This is a genomic window from Cupriavidus ulmosensis, assembly GCF_977008105.1.
The window spans coordinates 2,583,873-2,604,344 of sequence record NZ_CDRMWP010000001.1 but is presented as its reverse complement, the minus strand read 5'-3'; the positions used below and the strand labels follow the sequence as shown (position 1 = coordinate 2,604,344).

Genomic DNA, 20,472 nt, shown 5'->3' with positions numbered 1-20,472 from the left:
GCGAGTTCCCCGGCTTTCCGATGCGCTTGATACAGATCAACGCACCCAGGGCCGCGTTTTTCTACAGTCACATCATCAAATTTGTTTTTACAATCTGGGGGTCTGAATGGATGTCACCGCCGCGCATTCTCGCGCCGACACCTTCAATTACGGCGTCGTGCGGCAATTTGCCGTCATGACTGTCGTATGGGGGATCGTGGGCATGGCCGTCGGCGTGCTGCTCGCAGCACAGCTGATCTGGCCTGAGCTCAACTTCAACACGCCGTGGCTGTCGTTCGGGCGCCTGCGCCCGCTGCACACTAACGCGGTGATCTTCGCCTTTGGCGGCAGCGCGCTGTTCGCCACCTCCTACTACGTGGTGCAGCGCACCTGCCAGGCGCGCCTGTTCTGCGGCCCGCTCGCGGCCTTCACGTTCTGGGGCTGGCAACTGGTGATCGTGGCCGCGGCCATCACGCTGCCGATGGGCATCACCAGCTCGAAGGAATACGCCGAGCTCGAATGGCCGATCGACATCCTCATCACGCTGGTGTGGGTGGCCTACGCGATCGTGTTCTTCGGCACCATCGTCAAGCGCAAGACCCGCCATATCTACGTGGCCAACTGGTTCTTCGGCGCCTACATCCTGACCATCGCCATCCTCCACATCGTCAACAACATCGAGATGCCGGTGTCGATGTGGAAGTCCTACTCGGCCTACGCCGGCGTGCAGGACGCGATGGTGCAGTGGTGGTACGGCCACAACGCGGTGGGCTTCTTCCTGACCACCAGCTTCCTCGGGATGATGTACTACTTCATTCCCAAGCAGGCCGGCCGCCCGATCTACTCGTACCGCCTGTCGATCGTCCACTTCTGGGCGCTCAACTTCACGTACATGTGGGCCGGTCCCCACCACCTGCAATACACCTCGCTGCCGGACTGGGCGCAGTCGCTGGGCATGGTGTTCTCGCTGATCCTGCTGGCGCCGTCGTGGGGCGGCATGATCAACGGCATCATGACCCTGTCGGGCGCCTGGCACAAGCTGCGCACCGACCCGATCCTCAAGTTCCTGGTGGTGGCGCTGTCGTTCTACGGCATGGCGACCTTCGAGGGCTCGATGATGTCGATCAAGACCGTCAACGCGCTGTCGCACTACACGGACTGGACCATCGGCCACGTGCACTCCGGCGCGCTGGGCTGGGTCGCGATGATCTCGATCGGCTCGCTCTACTACCTGATCCCGCGGCTGTTCGGCGAGAAGGAGATGTACAGCGTGCGCCTGATCGAGCTGCACTTCTGGATCGCCACCATCGGCGTGGTGCTGTACATCGCCTCGATGTGGATCGCCGGCGTGATGGAAGGCCTGATGTGGCGCGCCACGCAGCCTGACGGCACGCTCACCTACGCCTTCGTGGAAGCGGTCAAGGCCAAGTATCCGTTCTACCTGATCCGTCTGCTCGGTGGCCTGTGCTTCCTCTCCGGCATGCTGCTGATGGCCTACAACGTGGCCAAGACCATCATCGGCAAGCCTGCCGTGGACGCGCCGATCCCGGCGACGACCGCCGCCGCCTCCGCCCACTGATTACGCCAGGACAGAAACGATGTCGCAGAAACAAAGCTTCTTTTCGCACGAGACCCTGGAGAAGAACATCGGCTGGCTGATCATCTGCACCATCCTGGTGGTCAGCATCGCCGGGCTGGTCCAGATCGTGCCGCTGTTCTTCCAGCACTCCACCACCGAGCCGGATCCGGGCATCAAGCCGTATTCGCCGCTGCGCCTGATGGGCCGCGATATCTACATCCGCGAAGGCTGCGTGGGTTGCCACTCGCAGCAGGTGCGCACGCTGCAGGCGGAGACCGAGCGCTACGGCCACTACTCGACCGCGGGCGAGTCGGTCTACGACCACCCGTTCCTGTGGGGCTCCAAGCGTACCGGTCCCGATCTGGCGCGCGTGGGCGGACGCTACTCCGAGGACTGGCAGCGCATCCACCTGCGCAACCCGCGCGACGTGGTGCCCGAATCGGTGATGCCGTCGTATCCGTGGCTCGAGAAGGCCGCGCTGAAGACCAGCGACATCGGCGACCGCATGCGCGCGCTCCGGCGCCTGGGCGTGCCCTACACCGATGCCGAGATCGCGCAGGCGCCCGCCACGCTCGAAGGCAAGACCGAGGAAGACGCGCTGGTGGCCTACCTGCAGGAACTCGGCATCAGCAAGCGCAACGTCCGCGTCGATACGGCGGCGGCCGCTCCCGCGGCGCCGGCCGCGCCGGCCAAGGAGTAAATCATGGCGATCATCACTGCATGCGCCACCGTGATCTCGATGGCCGCGTTCCTCGCGATCTGCTGGTGGGCCTGGTCGGCCGGACGCCAGCCCGCCAATGCGGAGTCGGCCATGCTGCCGTTCGCCCTGCCCGACGAGCCGCTGGCTGCCCGCCATGAGCGCAGCCCCGCCGGCGCCAACAACACCAAGCAGGAACACTGAGTCATGAGCGACTTCTTCACGGATTTCTGGAGCTACTACATTGCCGCCATCGCGCTGGTCGGCATCGTCTGGTGCGTGTGGCTGCTGTTCTCGCAGCGCCGCGTGGCCAAGGTCGCGGACGCCACGCAGGACACCGGCCACGTCTGGGACGGCGACCTGCGCGAACTGAACAACCCGCTGCCGCGCTGGTGGATGTGGATGTTCCTGCTGGCGTGCATCTTCGGCCTGATCTACCTGGTGCTGTATCCGGGCCTCGGCTCGTACGCCGGCGTGCTCAAGTTCTCCACGCAGGGCGAACTGGCCGCGCACCGCAAGGCCGCCGAGCAGGTGCAGAACGAGATCTACGCCAAGTACATGAAGATGGACGTCACCCAGGTGGCGGCGGACCCGCAGGCGCGCGAGATCGGCCAGCGGCTGTTCCTCAACTACTGCGCGCAGTGCCACGGCTCGGACGCGCGCGGCAGCCGCGGCTTTCCCAACCTGACCGACAACGACTGGCTGTACGGCGGCGACCCCGCCACCATCACCCAGACCATCACCAAGGGCCGCAACGGCGTGATGCCGCCGCTGGGCGCCGCCATCGACGCCAAGCTGTCCGGCGACGTGGCGCAGTACGTGCGCTCGCTGTCGGGCCTGGCGTCCGACCCGATCCGCGCCTCGCGTGGCGAGAGCACCTTCAAGTCGACCTGCGCGGCCTGCCACGGCGCCACCGGCAAGGGCAACCAGGCGCTGGGCGCGCCCAACCTGTCGGACAACGTGTGGCTGTACGGTAGCTCGGAGGCGAACATCGTCGACGCCATCCAGAAGGGCCACAACAACCACATGCCCGCGCACGAGGAAATCCTGACGCCCGAGCGCATCCGCATGCTGACCGCCTATGTCTGGGGCCTGTCCAACACCAGTGGGGCAGGTACCGGGAGCGGGCAATGAGTCTGGACGTAGTATGCCTGCGCGGTATCCGCGCAGGCGGAGATGAGAATCCATGAATGCCCCCGAACCGGAGCCGCTTGCCAGGTCCCGTACCTTGCCCGCGGCTCAGCGGGAGCCCGCATCCGCCACGGCGGATGCGCAGAGCTCCGACGAAACCCTGTACGAAGTCCGCCGCAAGATCTATCCGCGCTCGGTGACTGGCGCGTTTTCGCGCTGGCGGGTGTGGGTCGTGGTGCTGACCCAGTTGTTCTTCTACGGCATGCCCTGGCTGCAGTGGAATGGCCGCCAGGCCATGCTGTTCGATCTCGGCGCGCGCAAGTTCTACATCTTCGGCCTGGTGCTGTGGCCGCAGGACGTGATCTACCTCGCCGTGCTGCTGGTGATCTCGGCGCTGTCGCTGTTCCTGTTCACCGCCATCGCCGGGCGGCTGTTCTGCGGTTATGCGTGTCCGCAGACGGTCTATACCGAGATCTTCATGTGGATCGAGCGGCATGTCGAAGGCGACCGCTTCGCCCGCATCCGCCTCGACGGCGATCCCTGGAGCGCGCGCAAGCTGCGCCTCAAGGCCACCAAGCATTCGCTGTGGATCCTGATCGCGCTGTGGACCGGCTTCACCTTCGTCGGCTACTTCTCGCCGATCCGCGCGCTCGGCGGCCAGGTGCTGAGCCTGTCGCTGGGCCCGTGGCAGACCTTCTGGATGCTGTTCTATGCGTTCGCCACCTGGGGCAACGCGGGCTTCATGCGCGAGCAAGTGTGCAAGTACATGTGCCCGTATGCGCGCTTCCAGAGCGTGATGGTGGACCGCGACACCTATGTGGTGACGTATGACGTGGGTCGCGGCGAGCCGCGCGGCAGCCGCTCGCGCAAGGCCGACTACAAGGCCTCGGGGCTGGGCGAATGCGTCAACTGCAGCATCTGCGTGCAGGTGTGCCCGACCGGCATCGATATACGCGACGGGCTGCAGTACGATTGCATCGGCTGCGGCGCCTGCATCGACGCCTGCAACCAGGTCATGGACAAGATGGCGTATCCGCGCGGGCTGATCCGCTACACCTCGGAAAACGCCATGCGCCGCGCGCTCTCGGAAGCCGTGGCGCGCAAGCGCCTGGTGCGTCCGCGCACGGTGGTGTACTCGGTGATCTGGCTGGCGCTGGTGGGCGGCTTCATGGCCTCGCTGGCCATGCGCACGCCGCTCAAGGTCGACATCATCCGCGACCGCGGCGCGCTCGGCCGCGAAGTGGAAGGCCGCTGGATCGAGAACGTGTACCGCCTGCAGCTGATCAACACCACCGAGGCGCCGATGCGCGTGGCGATCAGCGCGGACAGCGACGAGCTCAAGGGCCTGACGGTGGAATACGACCATAGCGCCGGCGACCTCGATCCGACGTCGAACCGCCTGATCCCGGTGCGCGTGCGCGTGCCGATCGACGCCGCGGGGCAGGGCACCCACAAGATCCACGTGACCGTGACCGCTGCCGGCGACGAAGCCGCGGGCGCGCGCGGCGCGGAGATCAGCCAGAGCACGAGCTTCATCGTGCCGCGCAATCTGTGATGCGGGCAGCCGTGACGGATGCCCGCATCGGACAGACAACCAAAGGAGGCCAGATGACGCAGCAAAGCAATCCCTGGTGGAAAGAGCCCTGGCCGTGGCTGCTGATGAGCGGCCCGCTGGTGGCGATGGTGGCCTGCGGGTTCACCATCTGGCTGGCGATGTCGCACCCCGACCGGCCGATCGAGGAAGGCGTGGCGCGGCACGGGCTGGTGGTCGAGAAGACCGCCGCCGCCGCGCACCCCGCGGCGCCGGCCACGGCGCAGGCGAGGTGACCATGAGGCTGCGCTGGCTGATGTGGGTGTTGTGGCCCGGCTTCCTGGTGGGCGGGCTGGCGACTGCGCTGGTGTTCTCGATGGTCGACCCGGGCGAGCTGCGTTTCTTCGGGCAGCAGGTGGAGGCCTCGCGCGAGGCGGTCTACACGGTGGGGTTCCTGTTCGCGTGGGTGCTCTGCTCGCTGTCGAGCGGGCTCACGCTGTACACCATGCCGACGCGGCTGGCCGACACGGACGAGCTGGAATAGACGTGGAACGGGCGCGGAGCGTGCGGGATGGGCGCAGCGGACGCGATGAGCGCAACAAGCGCGGAACGGACAGGGAATAGGCGAGATGAGCGGCGCGAACCGGCGCGCCCGCGCCGCCCGGCGGACGCCTCGTCCGGAGGACGCCGGAGCCGGCGGCCCGGCAGGGCGGTCAGCAGGACTTGTTGACGATCTGCTTGATGCCGGGCATGTCGACCAGCTTGACGTGGCGCTGGCGGATCTGGATCAGGCCGGCCTCGGCGAAGCGCGAGAACAGCCGGCTGACCGTCTCGAGCTTGAGCCCGAGATAGCTGCCGATCTCCTCGCGGCTCATGCGCAGCACGAACTCGGAGGACGAGTAGCCGCGCGCGGACAGCCGCTCCGACAAATTCATCAGGAAAGCCGCGAGGCGCTCTTCCGCGCGCATCGAGCCGAGCGTGATCAGCATGACCTGGTCCTGCGAGATCTCGCGGCTCATCAGGCGCATGAACTGGTGCTGCAGCGAGGGCAGGGCGCCGGAGAGCGATTCGAGATCGCCGAACCGGACCACGCAGACTTCGGTATCCTCGAGCGCGGTGGCATCGGATGCGTGCTGCATCTCGCCCAGGCCGTCGAGCCCGACGACTTCGCCGGGCAGGTGGAAACCGGTGATCTGCGAGCGGCCATCCTCCATCGTCAGGTGCGTCTTGAGCGTGCCGAAGCGGATCGCGAAGACGGCGGTGAGCGGATCGCCAAGGCGGTACAGGGTTTCGCCCTTGCGTACCCGCACCCGTTCCTGCACCAGGGTGTCCATTTTGTCGAGGTCGTGCTGCGTCATGCCGACCGGCAGGCAAAGCTGGCCGAGCGAGCACGTGGAGCAGCGGGGCGACATCTCGGAGATAGGAATGGTGGTGAGCAATTGGGGCCTGTCCGGTTTAACGCAGTCAACCCAGCGCGGCGAAGCAGGCGCATGGCGTCGAGAGCTTGACGTCGATGACGTCGGTTACAGACACTGGCGACGTCAAGTCCGGCGCGCGGGCCTGGCGCATCCGCACCCTCTGCGGGGTGCTGTGCGGCGGCTCGCCGTCATGCCTGCAACACGCGCGCAGGCGCTGGCGCTGGACTGGAAGTCGACAGCGCCTCTGGGATCTGCGGGGGCGCGTCGACCGCATTTTACCGCGCCAAACGGCCGGACAGGGAGTGGATGTTGACCATAGGCGTGCTTTTCAGCGTATTTACCCTGGCTCTGCTGGGTGGCGTGCACTGCGCGGCGATGTGCGGCGGGATCGCGCTGGCGGCCGAGCAGGGCGGCGTGGCCCGGGTGCCGGCCACCATCCTGCGCCGGCCCGGGCACTGGCTGCTCGAACTGCTGGTCATGCATGCCGGGCGCCTCAGCATGTACGCGCTGCTCGGCGCGCTGCTCGGCGCGCTGGGCGCCGGTGTCTGGAAGGCCCAGTACCTGCCGCTGCAGCGCTGGCTGTTCGGCGCCGGCAGCGCGATGCTGGTGGTGTCGGGGCTGTGGATGCTGCGCGGCCGCATGCTCGGCACGGCCTGGCTGGAGCGGCTGGCGGCGCGCGGCGCGGGCGGCCTGCTGCGCGGCCTCGGCGCGGCCGGGCGGCTGTCCGGCATGGTGCTGCCGCAGGCGCGGCTGGCGCGGCGCTACGGCATGGGCCTGGCCTGGGGGCTGGTGCCGTGCGGCATGGTGTATGGCGCGCTGGCGCTGTCGCTGCTGGCCGGCAACGCCGCCTCGGGCGCGCTGGTGATGGCCGTGTTCGGGCTCGGCACGCTGCCCAACCTGCTGGTGATTTCGGGTCTGTCGGGTTATCTGCGGCAATTGACGCGCCGTCCGGCGGTGCGCGCCGTGGCCGGTTTCGCCGTGATCGGCTTCGGCGTGGCGGGTGTGGCGCGCGCGTTGCTTTTGCCGGAATCGCTGGCGGCGCACGGCTTCTGCCTGGTGTTCTGACGGGCCGTCCCGTGGCGTGCCGCGCACCCGGGCCGGCGGCCGCGCAAGGGAAGCGGTTGCAGGTTTGGCTGGGAATGCCATACAATCGCAAGAACAGCGATATCGCGCAGCGTATTTCACCGTGGCATCGCCGGTTAGCATTCGCTCTCAGGGATGCATGCCAGGAACTCCCCAGGCAAGTACGACCGCCAGGGACCGTTCCCCACTCGCCGTCCGGTTTAAAAGATTCGGTTCAAAAGACCAGCCTCGGCAGGGCGGGGTGAATCAGGCCAAGCAGCGTAGGCCAAGCAGGGCCGATATCCGTTTTTCTTGCACCCGGTGCGACCTGCGTCGCGCCGGACAGGTCCGCCACATCAGGGGGAAAGGCGCGACGCAAGGGCTCCGTCGACCGGCAGGCAACGCCGGTGGCCGGACGATCTCCTGCCGGTCCAGTCCGGCATCCGATGCAAGACAGGAAAGCGCACGGCCGACATGCAAGCGAGCATGCGGCTGGCTGCGCGGACAGATGGCGGTGGCAATCCCCACCGCTGAACCCGCAATCTCCAGTGCGTCCGGGCCAGTCCGGGGCGCAGGTGCAAAGACAGGCTGCACGCAATCAACATGAATACCCAAGAGGCGAAGATCGTCCTCGAGACCGCGCTGATCTGTGCGCAGGAACCCTTGCGCGTCCATGACATGCGGCGGCTGTTTGCCGACGACGTCGGTGCCGATACCATCCGCGTCCTGCTCGAGGAGCTGCGCCGCGACTGGGATCAGCGCGGCGTGGAGCTGGTGGCGCTGGCCAGCGGCTGGCGCTTCCAGAGCCGCCCCGCGATGCGCGAGTATCTCGACCGGCTCAACCCCGAGAAGCCGCCCAAGTACTCGCGCGCGGTGATGGAAACGCTGGCGATCATTGCTTACCGCCAACCGGTGACGCGGGGCGACATCGAGGAAATCCGCGGTGTCACGGTGAGCACCGAAGTGGTGAAGAAGCTCGAGGACCGCGGCTGGATCGAGGTCATCGGCCACCGCGACGTGCCCGGGCGCCCGGCGCTGTACGCCACCACCAAGGCCTTCCTGGACGACCTCGGCCTGCGCACGCTGGATGAGCTGCCGCCGCTGGAAGACATCCAGGCGCAGTCGCAGGAAGCGCTGCTGAACCAGGCCCCGATCGATTTCGAGGCGCTCGGCGCGCTGCCCGACGGCAGCGACGAGGAAGCCTTCGCGCAGGCGGAGCCCGACGAAGCCGCGCCCGCGCAGGCGGATGCCGCCGGCGAAGAGGCACAAGCCGAAGCGCCCGTGGCTGAACAGGCGGAGGCGGCCCCCGAGGCCGTGCAGGATGCCCTGCCGGCCGATGAGGAACCCGGTGTCTCCGAGCCCAGCGTCTCCGAACCCGAATTCCCGGCCGTGTCCGGGGCGGAAACGGAAGCGGAGGCGGTCGGCGCGGCGCAGCCGGCCCCGCAAGCAGAACCAGAACCCGCTGCCGAGGCGGAGCCCGCCGCGAGCGGCGGCGAGGCGGAAGAAGAAACGGAAGCGCGAGCCCCGGCCAACGGTTACCACGTGCAAGTGGCCTCCGGCGAGCAGGAGCCCGAAGCCCCGGATGCGCCGGGCACGAACCCGGCGGATCCGGCGCACCCCAGCGAGCACGATGAGCACGACGAGCGCGTGTCCAACTGAACACCATGCAACATCCGAATGTGAATACCTTGTCCGATTCCGTTGATCAAGACGTCCGCCCGGCGGATGCGCCGGCCGGCGAAGCCGGCGATGCCGGCAATGGCACCGAAGGCGCACCGCGCCGTAAAGGCCTGCGCCGCGGCCTGCGCAATCTGGTGGCCACGCGCCGCCAGGCCGCGCAGGACCGCGAGGGCGGCCGTCCCGCGGACGGCGAGCCGGCCGCGGCCGGCTCCGAAGCGGGCGCGGCCGATGGCCAGCCGCGCGGCGACGGCGTCCGCAAGGGCCGCACCCGCGGCAAGCGCAAGCCCGCCGACGGCGAGATGGCGCAGGCCGGCGAGCAGGGCGAGCGCCCGGCCCAGCGCGGCCGCCGCGTGCCTGGCGCGGATGCCGCCGGCACCGAAGCGGGCGGCGAGGCCGCCGGCGAACGCCAGCGCGACGGCGCCCGCGCCAACCCGAACGGCGCGCGCAAGCGCAAGCCGCAGCAGGGCCAGCAGGCGCAGGGCGCGGGCCGCCGCGGCGGCGCCGAGGGCCAGCAAGGCCAGCCGCAGGGCGGTGCCCGCCCGGCGGGCCAGGGTGGCAAGGGCGGCAAGGGCAAGGGCGGCGCGCAGCGCCAGGCCCCGGGCGCGGCCGACAAGGCCCCGGCGGCTGCCGCGGTCAGCGGCGAAGACCTGTTCCGCTTCGTGATTTCCGGGCAGTACGACCAGGAAGACGCGGGCGGCGCGCGCGCCAAGGCCAAGCCGGTGCGCGAACTGTCGGCCGACGACGACGCGCCCAAGCTGCACAAGGTGCTCGCCGAGGGCGGCCTGGGCTCGCGCCGCGAGATGGAAGAACTGATCCTGCAGGGGCGCGTCTCGGTCAACGGCCTGCCGGCCCACATCGGCCAGCGCATCCTGCCGGCCGACCAGGTCCGCGTCAACGGCAAGCTGATCCACCGCCGCGTGTCGACCAAGCCGCCGCGCGTGCTGCTGTACCACAAGCCGGCCGGCGAGATCGTCAGCCAGTCGGACCCGGAAGGCCGTCCGACCGTGTTCGACAGCCTGCCGCGCATCAAGGCGGGCAAGTGGGTGGCCGTGGGCCGCCTCGACTTCAACACCGAAGGCCTGCTGATCTTCACGTCCTCCGGCGACATCGCCAACAAGTTCATGCACCCGCGCTACGGCGTGGAGCGCGAATACGCGGTGCGCACGCTGGGCGAGCTGGCCGAGGCCGACCGCCAGCGCCTGCTGCACGGCATCAAGCTCGACGACGGCGAGGCCAATTTCCTGCGCATCGCCGACGGCGGCGGCGAAGGCATCAACCACTGGTATCACGTGGCGCTGACCGAAGGCCGCAACCGCGAAGTGCGCCGCATGTTCGAGGCCGTGGGCCTGACCGTGTCGCGCCTGATCCGCACGCGCTACGGCCAGTTCCTGCTGCCGCGCGGCCTCAAGCGCGGCCGCTGGCAGGAGCTCGCCGCCGACGACGTGCGCGCGCTGATGGCCTCGATCGGCCTGAAGGCGCCCGCGAAGGGCGACGGCCAGCCCAAGGGCGGCAGCAGCAAGGTCACCGGGCGCAAGGCGCGCACCGAGGCGGCCATCGCCGGCATGCCGATGCCGACCGGCATGGACGGCCTGCCGCGCGTGAACCGCAGCAACGGCCCGCGCGGCAGCGGCGCCGGCCGCGGCCAGCCGGACCCGATGCAGACCTCGATGGGCTACATCGGCGGCCCGACCCTGCTGACCTCGCACACCACCAAGCTGGGCGGCGCCGCGGCAGGCCTGCCGCGCGGCCCCGGCGGCATGGGTGGCATGGGCGGCGGGGCTGGCGGCCGTGGCGGCCGCGGTGCCCGCAGCGGTGGTATGGGTGGCATGGGCAGCATGGGTGGTCTCGGCGGCATGGGCGGCGGCCAAGGCCGCGGGCCGCGCCGCGGCGGCGGCGAGGTCAACGGCAATGTGATGCCGCAGGCCGGCAAGGCCGGCGGCAATCGCCGCCCGCGCGGCGGCGGCCGGGACGGCAACCGCTGACGCCTTCTGGTGCAGGATGGCCGGCGCGCAGGCCGGGATGGGGCGAAGTGCGGTGCGTGCCGCTCGCCCGTCCGGGTTCTCCCGGCTATCTCTTTGCCTTTTGCACCGCGACGGCGTATAATCCAAGTCTATTCAAAAGTCATCCTGAAAAAGGATGGGCGAATGATGGGCATTGCGCCCATTTTTTTTTGGTTCGCCCAATCCGCATGCGTGCCGTCCTCGCACGGCGCGCCGGTCGGGGTGACGGGCAGGCAAGCAGGCTGCGAAGCCGCCTTCGGCAAGAAGGGCGGCGATGCCGGTGGGCTGGGTCTGCCACGGTATTGATGGCCATTATTCGGGAATACAGTGCATCTGGCAGATTTGATCGAAACCACCCTGAACGGCATGGGGTACGAGCTGGTTGAGCTCGAGCGCGCTCCGGGCGGACTGATGCGCGTCTATATCGATCAGCCTGAAACCGGGATCGTCATCGAGGATTGCGAAAAGGTAAGCCGTCAGCTGACGCACGTGCTTACGGTCGAGAACATCGACTACGAACGCCTCGAAGTGTCCTCGCCGGGGCTGGACCGGCCGCTCAAGAAACTGGCTGACTACGTCCGCTTCGCGGGCCAGGAGGCCAGGGTCACGCTGCGCCTGCCGGTCAACGGCCAGAAGAACTTCGTCGGCATCCTGCAGGCGCCCACCGGCGAGTCCGGGGCGGAGCAGGTCGGCCTGGAGTTCGAAGGCAAGGACGGCACGGCACTGCTGGAATTCGCCATATCCGATGTCGATCGCGCACGCCTGGTGCCGGTGATCGACTTCAAAGGAAATCAGAAAAAAGGGAACAAGCAATGAGCCGCGAAGTTCTGTTGCTCGTCGATGCGCTTGCGCGTGAGAAGAACGTCGACAAGGATGTGGTATTCGGTGCGCTGGAAGCGGCACTCGCTTCGGCAACCAAGAAGCGTTTCGAGGAAGACGTGGACATCCGCGTCGCCATCGATCGCGAATCCGGCGAGCATGAAACGTTCCGCCGCTGGCTCGTGGTCCCCGATGAACAGGGCCTGCAGGAGCCGGACAAGCAGATCCTGATGTTCGAAGCGCGCGAGCAGAACCCGGACATCCAGCTCGACGACTATATTGAGGAACAGATCGAGTCGGTCGAGTTCGGCCGCATCGGCGCGCAGGCCGCCAAGCAGGTGATCCTGCAGAAGATCCGCGACGCCGAGCGCGAGCAGATCCTCAACGATTACCTCGACCGCGGCGAAAAGGTCATGACCGGCACGGTCAAGCGCGCCGACAAGAAGGGCCTGATCGTGGAGTCCGGCCGCGTGGAAGCGCTGCTGGCCCGCGACCAGATCATCCCGAAGGAAAACCTGCGCACCGGCGACCGCGTGCGCGCCTATATCCTGAACGTGGACCGCACCGCGCGCGGCCCGCAGATCGAGCTCTCGCGCACCGCGCCCGAGTTCCTGATCAAGCTGTTCGAGAACGAAGTGCCGGAGATGGAGCAGGGCCTGCTGGAGATCAAGGCGGCCGCGCGCGACCCCGGCGTGCGCGCCAAGATCGCCGTGGTGGCGCATGACAAGCGCATCGACCCGATCGGCACCTGCGTCGGCGTGCGCGGCACGCGGGTGACGGCGGTGCGCAACGAGATCGGCGGCGAGGCGGTCGACATCGTGCTGTGGTCGGAGGATCCGGCGCAGTTCGTGATCGGCGCGCTGGCCCCGGCACAGGTACAGTCCATCGTGGTGGACGAGGAAAAGCACAGCATGGACGTGGTGGTCGACGAGGAAAACCTCGCCGTCGCCATCGGCCGCAGCGGGCAGAACGTGCGCCTGGCGTCCGAACTGACCGGTTGGCAGATCAACATCATGACGCAGGAAGAATCGGCGCAGAAGCAGGCCGAGGAAAGCGACGTGGTGCGCAAGTTGTTCATGGCCAAGCTGGACGTGGACGAAGAAGTGGCCGACATCCTGATCGACGAAGGATTCTCCACGCTGGAAGAAGTGGCCTACGTGCCCATCAGCGAGATGCTGGAGATCGATGCCTTCGACGAAGACACCGTCAACGAGCTGCGCAACCGCGCACGCGATGCGCTCCTGACGATGGAACTGGCCCGGGAAGAAAAGGTGGAAGCGGTGTCGCAGGATCTGCGCTCGCTCGATGGCCTGACCCCGGAACTGATCGGCAAGCTGGCCGAAGGCAATATCCACACGCGTGACGAACTCGCCGAACTGGCAGTCGACGAACTGGTCGAGATGGTCGGCCTGGGCGAAGAAGAGGCCCGCGCGTTGATCATGAAAGCACGGGAACATTGGTTTAACTGAGGGACACGCCCGGACCGACCGGCCTGGGCGCGTATTCCGCACACGACTGTCCCGACGTATAAACCGAGCATTGAAAGGGTTTGAATGGCAAGCACAACAGTTGCCCAACTGGCCGCAGAACTGAGCCGCAGCGCAGCTGCCCTGCTGGAACAATTGCAGGCAGCTGGGGTGGGCAAGGTGACGCCTGAAGACATCATCACCGAATCCGACAAGACCAGGTTGCTGGACTACCTCAAGCGTTCGCACGGGCAGGCCGACGACAGCGCGCGCAAGAAGATCACGCTGACCAAGCGCGAGACTTCCGAGATCCGCCAGGCCGATTCGACCGGCAAGACGCGCACGGTACAGGTCGAGGTGCGCAAGAAGCGCGTCCTGATCAAGCGTGACGAGGCCTCGCCCGAGGGCGCCGCCGACGGCCAGGATGGTGCCGACCAGCAGGCCGACGCCGCCGAACAGGCGCGCCAGGAAGAGGAAGCCCGTCTGCAGGCAGAGCAGCTGGCGCGCCAGGAAGCCGAGCTGAAGGCCCGCCAGGAAGCGGCCGAACGCGAGGAAGCCGAACGCCGCGCCAAGCAGGAAGCGCTCGAAGCCGAGGAACGCCGCCAGGCCGAGCTCGCCGCCCGCAAGGCGGAAGAGGAAGCCGCCGCGCTGCGCGCCGCGGCCGCCACGGCCGCGCCCGAGGACGACGATTCGCGCAAGAAGGCCGAGGACGACAAGGCTCGCCTTGCCGCCGAGCGCGCCGCCGCGCAGAGGGCCGCCGACCAGGCCAAGGAAGCCGCCGACAAGGCCCGTGCCGAGCAGGACGCCGCGCGCAAGCGCCGCGAAGCCGCCGAGGCCGAGGCCCGCGCCATCCAGCAGATGCTGAATGCGCCGGCGCGCGTGCTCAAGGCGCCGTCCGAACGCAAGGCCGAGGAAAAGAAGGCCGAGCAGACCGGCACGCTGCACAAGCCGGTCAAGGCGCCTGGCACCGAGACCAAGAAGGAAGAGAAGAAGCCGGCCACCACGGCTGCCACCGCCACCACCACGGTCGACAAGAAGACCGGCAAGGTGGTGAAGGCCGGCACGTCGTCGACCTGGCAGGACGAAGGCTCGAAGAAGAAGGGCAGCGGCCTGAAGACGCGCGGCGATTCGTCGGGCGGCGTGGGCGGCTGGCGCGGTGGTCCGCGCGGCCGTGGCAACCGCCACCAGCAGGACGACCGCGGCACCAACTTCCAGGCGCCGACCGAACCCGTGGTGCGCGAAGTGCACGTCCCCGAAACCATTTCGGTGGCCGATCTCGCCCACAAGATGGCCGTCAAGGCATCCGAGGTCATCAAGCAGATGATGAAGCTCGGCCAGATGGTGACCATCAACCAGGTGCTGGACCAGGAAACCGCCATGATCGTGGTGGAAGAAATGGGCCACAAGGCGTTCGCCGCCAAGCTGGACGATCCGGAAGCGCTGCTGGTGGTGGACGGCGAAGAGCACACCGACGCCGAGCAGCTGCCGCGTCCGCCGGTCGTGACCGTGATGGGCCACGTCGACCACGGCAAGACCTCGCTGCTGGACTACATCCGCCGCGCCAAGGTCGCCGCGGGCGAAGCCGGCGGCATCACGCAGCACATCGGCGCCTACCACGTGGAAACCGAGCGCGGCGTGATCACCTTCCTCGACACCCCGGGTCACGAGGCCTTCACGGCCATGCGTGCGCGCGGTGCCAAGGCAACCGACATCGTCATCCTGGTGGTGGCCGCCGACGACGGCGTGATGCCGCAGACCAAGGAAGCCATCGCCCACGCCAAGGCGGCGGGCGTGCCCATCGTGGTGGCGATCAACAAGATCGACAAGCCCGAAGCCAACCCGGACCGCGTCAAGCAGGAACTGGTGGCCGAGCAGGTGCTGCCGGAAGAATACGGCGGCGACTCGCCGTTCGTGCCGGTGTCCGCCAAGACCGGCGCCGGCATCGACGAGCTGCTCGAGCAGGTGCTGCTGCAGGCCGAAGTGCTGGAACTGAAGGCGCCGGTGGACGCCCCGGCCAAGGGCCTGGTGGTGGAAGCCCAGCTCGACAAGGGCAAGGGCCCGATCGCGACCATCCTCGTCACCAGCGGCACGCTCAAGCGTGGCGACGTGGTGCTGGCCGGCAGCGCCTACGGCCGCGTGCGCGCCATGCTGGACGAAACCGGCAAGCCGACCAAGGAAGCCGGCCCTTCGATTCCGGTCGAGATCCAGGGCCTGTCCGAAGTGCCGGCCGCCGGCGAGGAAGTGCTGGTGCTGCCCGACGAGCGCAAGGCGCGCGAAATCGCGCTGTTCCGCCAGGGCAAGTTCCGCGACGTCAAGCTGGCCAAGCAGCAGGCGGCCAAGCTGGAGACCATGCTGGAGCAGATGAGCGAAGGCGAAGTGCAGACGCTGCCGCTGATCGTCAAGGCCGACGTGCAGGGTTCGCAGGAAGCGCTGGTGCAGTCGCTGCAGAAGCTCTCCACCGACGAAGTGCGCGTGCAGATCGTGCACGGCGGCGTGGGCGGCATTTCGGAGTCGGACGTCAACCTGGCCACGGCCTCGAAGGCGGTCATCATCGGCTTCAACGTGCGTGCCGACGCCGGCGCGCGCAAGCTGGCCGAGAACAACGGCATCGACATCCGCTACTACAACATCATTTACGATGCGGTGGACGAGATCAAGGCGGCGATGTCGGGCATGCTGGCGCCGGAAAAGCGCGAGGTCACGCTCGGCACGGTCGAGGTGCGCCAGGTGTTCCGCGTGCCGAAGATCGGCGCGGTGGCCGGCTGTATGGTCACCGACGGCGTGGTCAAGCGGACCTCTCTGGTGCGGGTGCTGCGCAACAACGTGGTCATCCATACCGGCGAGCTCGATTCGCTCAAGCGCTTCAAGGACGACGTCAAGGAAGTCAAGCAAGGCTTCGAGTGCGGCCTGTCGATCAAGAACTTCAACGACGTTCAGGAAGGCGACCAGCTCGAAGTGTATGAAATCACCGAGGTGGCGCGCACGCTGTAAGGCGCCGCGCGCGCGGCGGGCCCCCTTCACGGGCGGGTCCGCCGCGGCCGTCTCGACAAGACCCTATTGAATGGCCAAGAAAGGCAATATCTCCTCCCGCAATCTCCGGATTTCCGACCAGATCCAGCGTGACCTGGCCGCGATGATCCAGCGCGAGCTGCGCGATCCCCGCCTGGGGCTCGTCACGCTGCAGTCGGTCACGATGACGCCCGACTACGCGCACGCCAAGGTGTATTTCACCGTGCTGGGCGCCGATGCCGCGGTGGCCGAAGGCATCCTCAACGAAAAGGCCGGCTACCTGCATTCGCTGCTGTTCAAGCAACTGCATATCCACACCGTGCCGACGCTGCACTTCCACCACGACACCTCGGTCGAGCAGGCCATCGAGATGTCCAAGCTGATCAGCGAAGCCAATTCGACGCGGGCGAAGGAAGACTGAACCGGCGGCCCGTTGAAACGGGCCGTTTTTCCGTCCGCGCCGGCGTCGTCCGCTTCATCCGCTTCATCCGCTTCGTTCGTTCCGCCCGCTCTCCCGTCATGACCGATCCGAAAACCAATCGCCCGCCCCGGCAGCCGCGCCGCGAGGTGCACGGCGTGCTGCTGCTCGACAAGCCGCTCGGCCTGTCGTCCAACGACGCGCTGGTGCGCGCCAAGCGCATGCTGCGCGCGCTCAAGGCCGGCCACACCGGCACGCTCGACCCGCTCGCCACCGGCCTGCTGCCGCTGTGCTTCGGCGAGGCCACCAAGTTCTCGCAGGACCTGCTCGAAGCCGACAAGACCTACGAGGCCGTGGTGCGCCTGGGCATCCGCACCGCCACCGGCGACGCCGAAGGCGAGGTGATCGCCGAGCGCGCGGTGACGTGCGGCGCCGACGCGCTGCGCGCGGCCATCGCGCGCTTCACCGGCGAGATCGAGCAGGTGCCGCCGATGCACTCGGCGCTCAAGAAAGACGGCAAGCCGCTCTACGAATACGCCCGCGCGGGCCAGACCGTGGAGCGCGCCGCGCGTCGCGTGACCATCCACGAGATCGCGCTGCTCGACTGCGGCCTGCCGCAGGCGCCCACCTTCACCATGCGCGTGACCTGCAGCAAGGGCACCTATATCCGCACGCTGGCCGAGGACATCGGCGAAGCGCTGGGCTGCGGCGCGCACCTCACCGGCCTGCGCCGCACGGCCGTGGGCGACCTGAGCCTGGACGGCGCGGTCACGCTGGAACAGATCGACGCCCATGACGACGCCGCGCGCCCCGCGATGCTGGCGCCGGTCGACGCGCTGCTGCAGCGCTGCGCGCCGGTGACGCTGGACGAAGCCGCGGCGGGCCGCTTCCTGCAGGGCCAGCGCATCGCGCAGCGCGACCTGCCGGCGGGCACCGCGCTGGCCGAGGGCGAACTCGCGCGCGTCTATGGCGGCGAGCCGCAACGCCTGCTGGGCGTGGCGCGCATGCGCGAAGGGGCGCTGCGGCCGGAGCGGCTGGTCAGGCTTTGAGCCGGTCCGCAACGCGGGGAACTGGCTGACCAAGTTCATTCCGTCATCAACGGTTTGCTCTCCTCTCCCACAAAGTGGGCGATCTGCTGTTCTTCCATCGCAAGTTGCGCTGCCTGGTCACGTGCCGGAATCGCCTGCTGCCGTGGTCGTGGCGTTGCGCTCCTTGCTGGAAATCTCGGGCGAAGCGAGGCTCAAACAGCGAGTGAGCCACCGTCCACGAAGAGTTCGACGCCCGCGATGTAGCTGCTCTCGCCGGATGCCAGGAAGAGCACGGCGCGCGCGACTTCGTCCGGCTGCCCCAGGCGGCCGAGCGGCACGATCTGCTTCAGCATGTCTTCGACTCCCGGACGCGTGTCGAGGTAGCTGCGCATCAGGCGTGTTTCGGTGCCGCCCGGCGAGACCACGTTCACGCGGATGCCACGCTCCTTCAGGTCGGTCGTCCAGCTTCGCGCGAACGAACGCACCGCCGCCTTGCTCGCGTTGTAGAGCGACTGGTCGGGAAAGCCTTTGCTGCCGGCGACCGAGCCGTTGAGGATTACTGCGCCGCCCGCAGTCAGCAGTGGCAAGGCCTTCTGCACAGTGAAAAGCAGGCCACGCACATTCAGGCCGAAGAGGCGGTCGAAGTCCTCTGCGGCGATCGTGCCCAGCGGTCGCGGCTCGCCCTCGGCGATGCCGGCGTTGGCAAAAACGACATCCAGCTTGCCGTGCTCGCGTTGGATGCGCTCATAGAGTCGATCAAGGTCCGCGAGGTTCGCGGCGTCTCCCTGCACGCCAATAGCGCCATTGCCGATTTCCCGCACGGCTTCGTCGAGTCGATCCTGTCTGCGTCCGGTGACGTAGACCTGCGCGCCTTCGGCCGCAAAGAGCTTGGCAGTCGCCAGGCCGATGCCCTCGCTGCCGCCGGTGATCGCCACAACCTTGTTCTCGAATCGCTTGTTCATATATGCCTCATCTATAAGTGGAGTATTGCTCCACTTATTATATGGAGGCATCATCCACTTTGTAAATGAGGTCGAAGATGAAAGCGCATTCTGCAACTGACGAAGCGCCGCTGCGCGCCGACGCTGCGCGCAACAGGGAACGCATCCTTGCAGCGGCGGAAGAGGTGTTTCTTGAACGTGGCGCCGATGCCTCGCTCGACGATGTCGCCAAGCGCGCCAAGGTCGGCATCGGGACACTCTATCGCCGCTTTCCGACGCGCGAGGCCCTGCTTGCTGCATTAAGCGATGAGCGCTTGCTGTCGCTCGCTACGGCGAGCCGGGCCGCGGACGACACGCTCGAACCGAAGGCCTCCATACGCGCCTTCGTCCGGGAACTGGTGATGCACGCCAGCCACTATCGCGGGTTGGCGGCGTCGCTGGGGGCGGTACTCCAGAGTGGCACTCCCGGTTGTCACGCAGGGAGCGAAGAAGGACTGCGTCTGCTCCAGCGCGCGCAGAAAGCGGGAGTTGTTCGCAAGGATGTTTCCCTTGACGATCTCTTGTGCATGGTCACGGCGATCTCCCTTGCCGTCGAGCAAGGCCGTGCCGGGAAAGCGCGAGTCGCGCACTTGGTGGATATGTTCCTTGACGGCATCGGGATGCATTGAGCTGACAACATTGAGCTGACAATCGCGGATTTCGCTATCAAACGCACCACGCAAACATGAAACCGGGCGCAGCAAGTCTGCCGCGCCCGGTTTCAATGCCCAAAAATCGCCCCGTCGCCACCTTTGACTAGGCGGCGGCAGCGCGCGCAATGGACTCTTGCGAACCAAAAATATCCCTTTGGAAGCTAAGGCCGAAGCGCCAATAAGTGAGGGATATTTCCGGAGGCTGCTACCGCCATCGCATCAATCAGCGCGCGCGTTTCCGTCGGGCCAAACTCACCGAGATCCTTGATGGGGCGCGTACGGCTCAGAATCCATAGCAGGCCCGTACGCGCGATCGAAGGCAGGCCTGCAAGCGTCCCGAGCAGACGAGGCTTCAGTGCGTGGCCCAGGCCTCGAACCAGTTCGAACCCTTCCACCCATGCAACATCAAGCTGTCTCGCCTCTGCCCATGTGAGGGAAGTAGCTCGTTTCCAAGTGAGCAGAGCGGCGAGGAATGACGGCACCACGAACGCGACATGGCTTCGGAGGAAGGCATCCATATCGTCTTCAACTTCGCTTGGCATACCCGCCTCCCTGAACAACGTGGCGAGAGCCGGATTCGTCAGCGTTGTCACCATGCCGGGGCCATCCACGCGAAAGCGCAGCCGTTGGTCCACCAGAAAAGCCGACATTTTCGGGAACCCGAATGCGAAGCGTTCGATGCCTATGGCTGCTCGATAGGGTTCGGTTCCTTGAAACGTATTGAACATTAGAAGGATGGTGCTCGCGCTGCTTGCCGACAACGCTGGCAATAGGGGCGCGACTTGGTGTTCGGGAACAGTGACGATAGCCAAATCGTAGGGGGCGGCTGGATCTAGCGTCTGCACTACCTTGACCGGCATGCGTTGCCCGTCAACGGTAATAATGGCTCCCTCGCGGCTCAACGTGTCGAAGCGTGCGCCGCGTGCCACGACGGTGATGTCGTGACCAGCCTTGGCGAGACAGAAGGCGACGGCGCTGCCGATTCGACCAGTTCCAATCAGAATGATTTTCATGGGATCAGT

20 protein-coding genes are annotated in these 20,472 nt (G+C 67.2%); 17 read left to right on the top strand and 3 right to left on the bottom strand.

Annotation, left to right across the window (positions count from 1 at the left end; genetic code table 11):
• Window positions 1–106: 106 nt before the first annotated feature.
• The 7 genes from ccoN to ACWTPI_RS11865 are packed head-to-tail and all read left to right on the top strand — an operon-like array spanning window position 107 to window position 5,461.
• Window positions 107–1,558: a cytochrome-c oxidase, cbb3-type subunit I gene (gene ccoN / locus ACWTPI_RS11895; RefSeq protein WP_020206635.1), complete on the top strand. Its 1,452-nt coding sequence runs from the start codon at window positions 107–109 to the stop codon at window positions 1,556–1,558.
• A 19-nt stretch (window positions 1,559–1,577) separates the two neighbouring features.
• Entirely contained in the window at window positions 1,578–2,258 is a 681-nt protein-coding gene (gene ccoO / locus ACWTPI_RS11890; RefSeq protein WP_020206634.1) for a cytochrome-c oxidase, cbb3-type subunit II, read from the top strand.
• Window positions 2,259–2,261: 3 nt separating this feature from the next.
• Window positions 2,262–2,459, top strand: coding sequence for a cbb3-type cytochrome oxidase subunit 3 (locus ACWTPI_RS11885; protein WP_020206633.1), 198 nt, complete (start codon window positions 2,262–2,264; stop codon window positions 2,457–2,459).
• Between the two features lie 3 nt (window positions 2,460–2,462).
• Complete coding sequence (ccoP, locus tag ACWTPI_RS11880) at window positions 2,463–3,389, top strand: cytochrome-c oxidase, cbb3-type subunit III (protein WP_020206632.1); 927 nt, start codon at window positions 2,463–2,465, stop codon at window positions 3,387–3,389.
• A 52-nt stretch (window positions 3,390–3,441) separates the two neighbouring features.
• Window positions 3,442–4,941, top strand: a complete 1,500-nt coding sequence (gene ccoG / locus ACWTPI_RS11875) for a cytochrome c oxidase accessory protein CcoG (RefSeq protein ID WP_029044379.1) — start codon at window positions 3,442–3,444, stop codon at window positions 4,939–4,941.
• A gap of 53 nt (window positions 4,942–4,994) precedes the next feature.
• Window positions 4,995–5,213: a FixH family protein gene (locus tag ACWTPI_RS11870; RefSeq protein ID WP_059413377.1), complete on the top strand. Its 219-nt coding sequence runs from the start codon at window positions 4,995–4,997 to the stop codon at window positions 5,211–5,213.
• A gap of 2 nt (window positions 5,214–5,215) precedes the next feature.
• Window positions 5,216–5,461, top strand: coding sequence for a hypothetical protein (locus ACWTPI_RS11865; protein WP_020206629.1), 246 nt, complete (start codon window positions 5,216–5,218; stop codon window positions 5,459–5,461).
• Between the two features lie 169 nt (window positions 5,462–5,630).
• On the opposite strand, the gene fnr is transcribed toward ACWTPI_RS11865, so the two are convergent.
• Window positions 5,631–6,356: a fumarate/nitrate reduction transcriptional regulator Fnr gene (gene fnr, locus ACWTPI_RS11860; RefSeq protein ID WP_020424013.1), complete on the bottom strand. Its 726-nt coding sequence runs from the start codon at window positions 6,354–6,356 to the stop codon at window positions 5,631–5,633.
• A 288-nt stretch (window positions 6,357–6,644) separates the two neighbouring features.
• Here fnr and ACWTPI_RS11855 point away from each other — a divergent pair, with 288 nt between their 5' ends.
• From ACWTPI_RS11855 to truB, 9 genes are all read left to right on the top strand, one after another.
• Entirely contained in the window at window positions 6,645–7,400 is a 756-nt protein-coding gene (locus ACWTPI_RS11855; RefSeq protein WP_454732472.1) for a sulfite exporter TauE/SafE family protein, read from the top strand.
• 600 nt (window positions 7,401–8,000) lie between these two features.
• Window positions 8,001–9,056: an SMC-Scp complex subunit ScpB gene (scpB, locus tag ACWTPI_RS11850; protein ID WP_454731745.1), complete on the top strand. Its 1,056-nt coding sequence runs from the start codon at window positions 8,001–8,003 to the stop codon at window positions 9,054–9,056.
• A gap of 5 nt (window positions 9,057–9,061) precedes the next feature.
• On the top strand, window positions 9,062–11,059 hold the full coding sequence (gene rluB, locus ACWTPI_RS11845; protein WP_454731744.1) for a 23S rRNA pseudouridine(2605) synthase RluB: 1,998 nt from the start codon (window positions 9,062–9,064) through the stop codon (window positions 11,057–11,059).
• Window positions 11,060–11,221: 162 nt separating this feature from the next.
• Complete coding sequence (locus tag ACWTPI_RS11840) at window positions 11,222–11,383, top strand: hypothetical protein (protein WP_155888316.1); 162 nt, start codon at window positions 11,222–11,224, stop codon at window positions 11,381–11,383.
• 21 nt (window positions 11,384–11,404) lie between these two features.
• The gene (gene rimP, locus ACWTPI_RS11835; RefSeq protein WP_454731743.1) at window positions 11,405–11,893 is read left to right on the top strand and encodes a ribosome maturation factor RimP; all 489 of its coding nucleotides are present in this window, start codon (window positions 11,405–11,407) and stop codon (window positions 11,891–11,893) included.
• Window positions 11,890–13,365 (top strand): transcription termination factor NusA, encoded by a 1,476-nt coding sequence (gene nusA, locus ACWTPI_RS11830; protein WP_020205926.1) that lies wholly within the window; start codon window positions 11,890–11,892, stop codon window positions 13,363–13,365. The genes rimP and nusA overlap by 4 nt, the downstream gene beginning before the upstream one ends.
• Before the next feature lie 84 nt (window positions 13,366–13,449).
• Window positions 13,450–16,353, top strand: coding sequence for a translation initiation factor IF-2 (gene infB / locus ACWTPI_RS11825; protein ID WP_454731742.1), 2,904 nt, complete (start codon window positions 13,450–13,452; stop codon window positions 16,351–16,353).
• Window positions 16,354–16,423: 70 nt separating this feature from the next.
• Entirely contained in the window at window positions 16,424–16,792 is a 369-nt protein-coding gene (gene rbfA / locus ACWTPI_RS11820) for a 30S ribosome-binding factor RbfA (RefSeq protein WP_020205923.1), read from the top strand.
• A 98-nt stretch (window positions 16,793–16,890) separates the two neighbouring features.
• Complete coding sequence (truB, locus tag ACWTPI_RS11815; RefSeq protein WP_454731741.1) at window positions 16,891–17,838, top strand: tRNA pseudouridine(55) synthase TruB; 948 nt, start codon at window positions 16,891–16,893, stop codon at window positions 17,836–17,838.
• A 191-nt stretch (window positions 17,839–18,029) separates the two neighbouring features.
• Here truB and ACWTPI_RS11810 read toward each other — a convergent pair whose 3' ends face one another.
• Window positions 18,030–18,779, bottom strand: a complete 750-nt coding sequence (locus tag ACWTPI_RS11810; RefSeq protein WP_059413383.1) for an SDR family NAD(P)-dependent oxidoreductase — start codon at window positions 18,777–18,779, stop codon at window positions 18,030–18,032.
• A 77-nt stretch (window positions 18,780–18,856) separates the two neighbouring features.
• On the opposite strand from ACWTPI_RS11810, the gene ACWTPI_RS11805 reads away from it, so the two are divergent.
• Window positions 18,857–19,426: a TetR/AcrR family transcriptional regulator gene (locus ACWTPI_RS11805; protein WP_020205920.1), complete on the top strand. Its 570-nt coding sequence runs from the start codon at window positions 18,857–18,859 to the stop codon at window positions 19,424–19,426.
• A gap of 185 nt (window positions 19,427–19,611) precedes the next feature.
• Here ACWTPI_RS11805 and ACWTPI_RS11800 read toward each other — a convergent pair whose 3' ends face one another.
• Window positions 19,612–20,463 carry a ketopantoate reductase family protein gene (locus ACWTPI_RS11800; RefSeq protein WP_454731740.1) on the bottom strand — a complete coding sequence of 284 codons (852 nt, stop codon included), beginning with the start codon at window positions 20,461–20,463 and terminating at the stop codon, window positions 19,612–19,614.
• Between the last annotated feature and the right edge of the window lie 9 nt (window positions 20,464–20,472).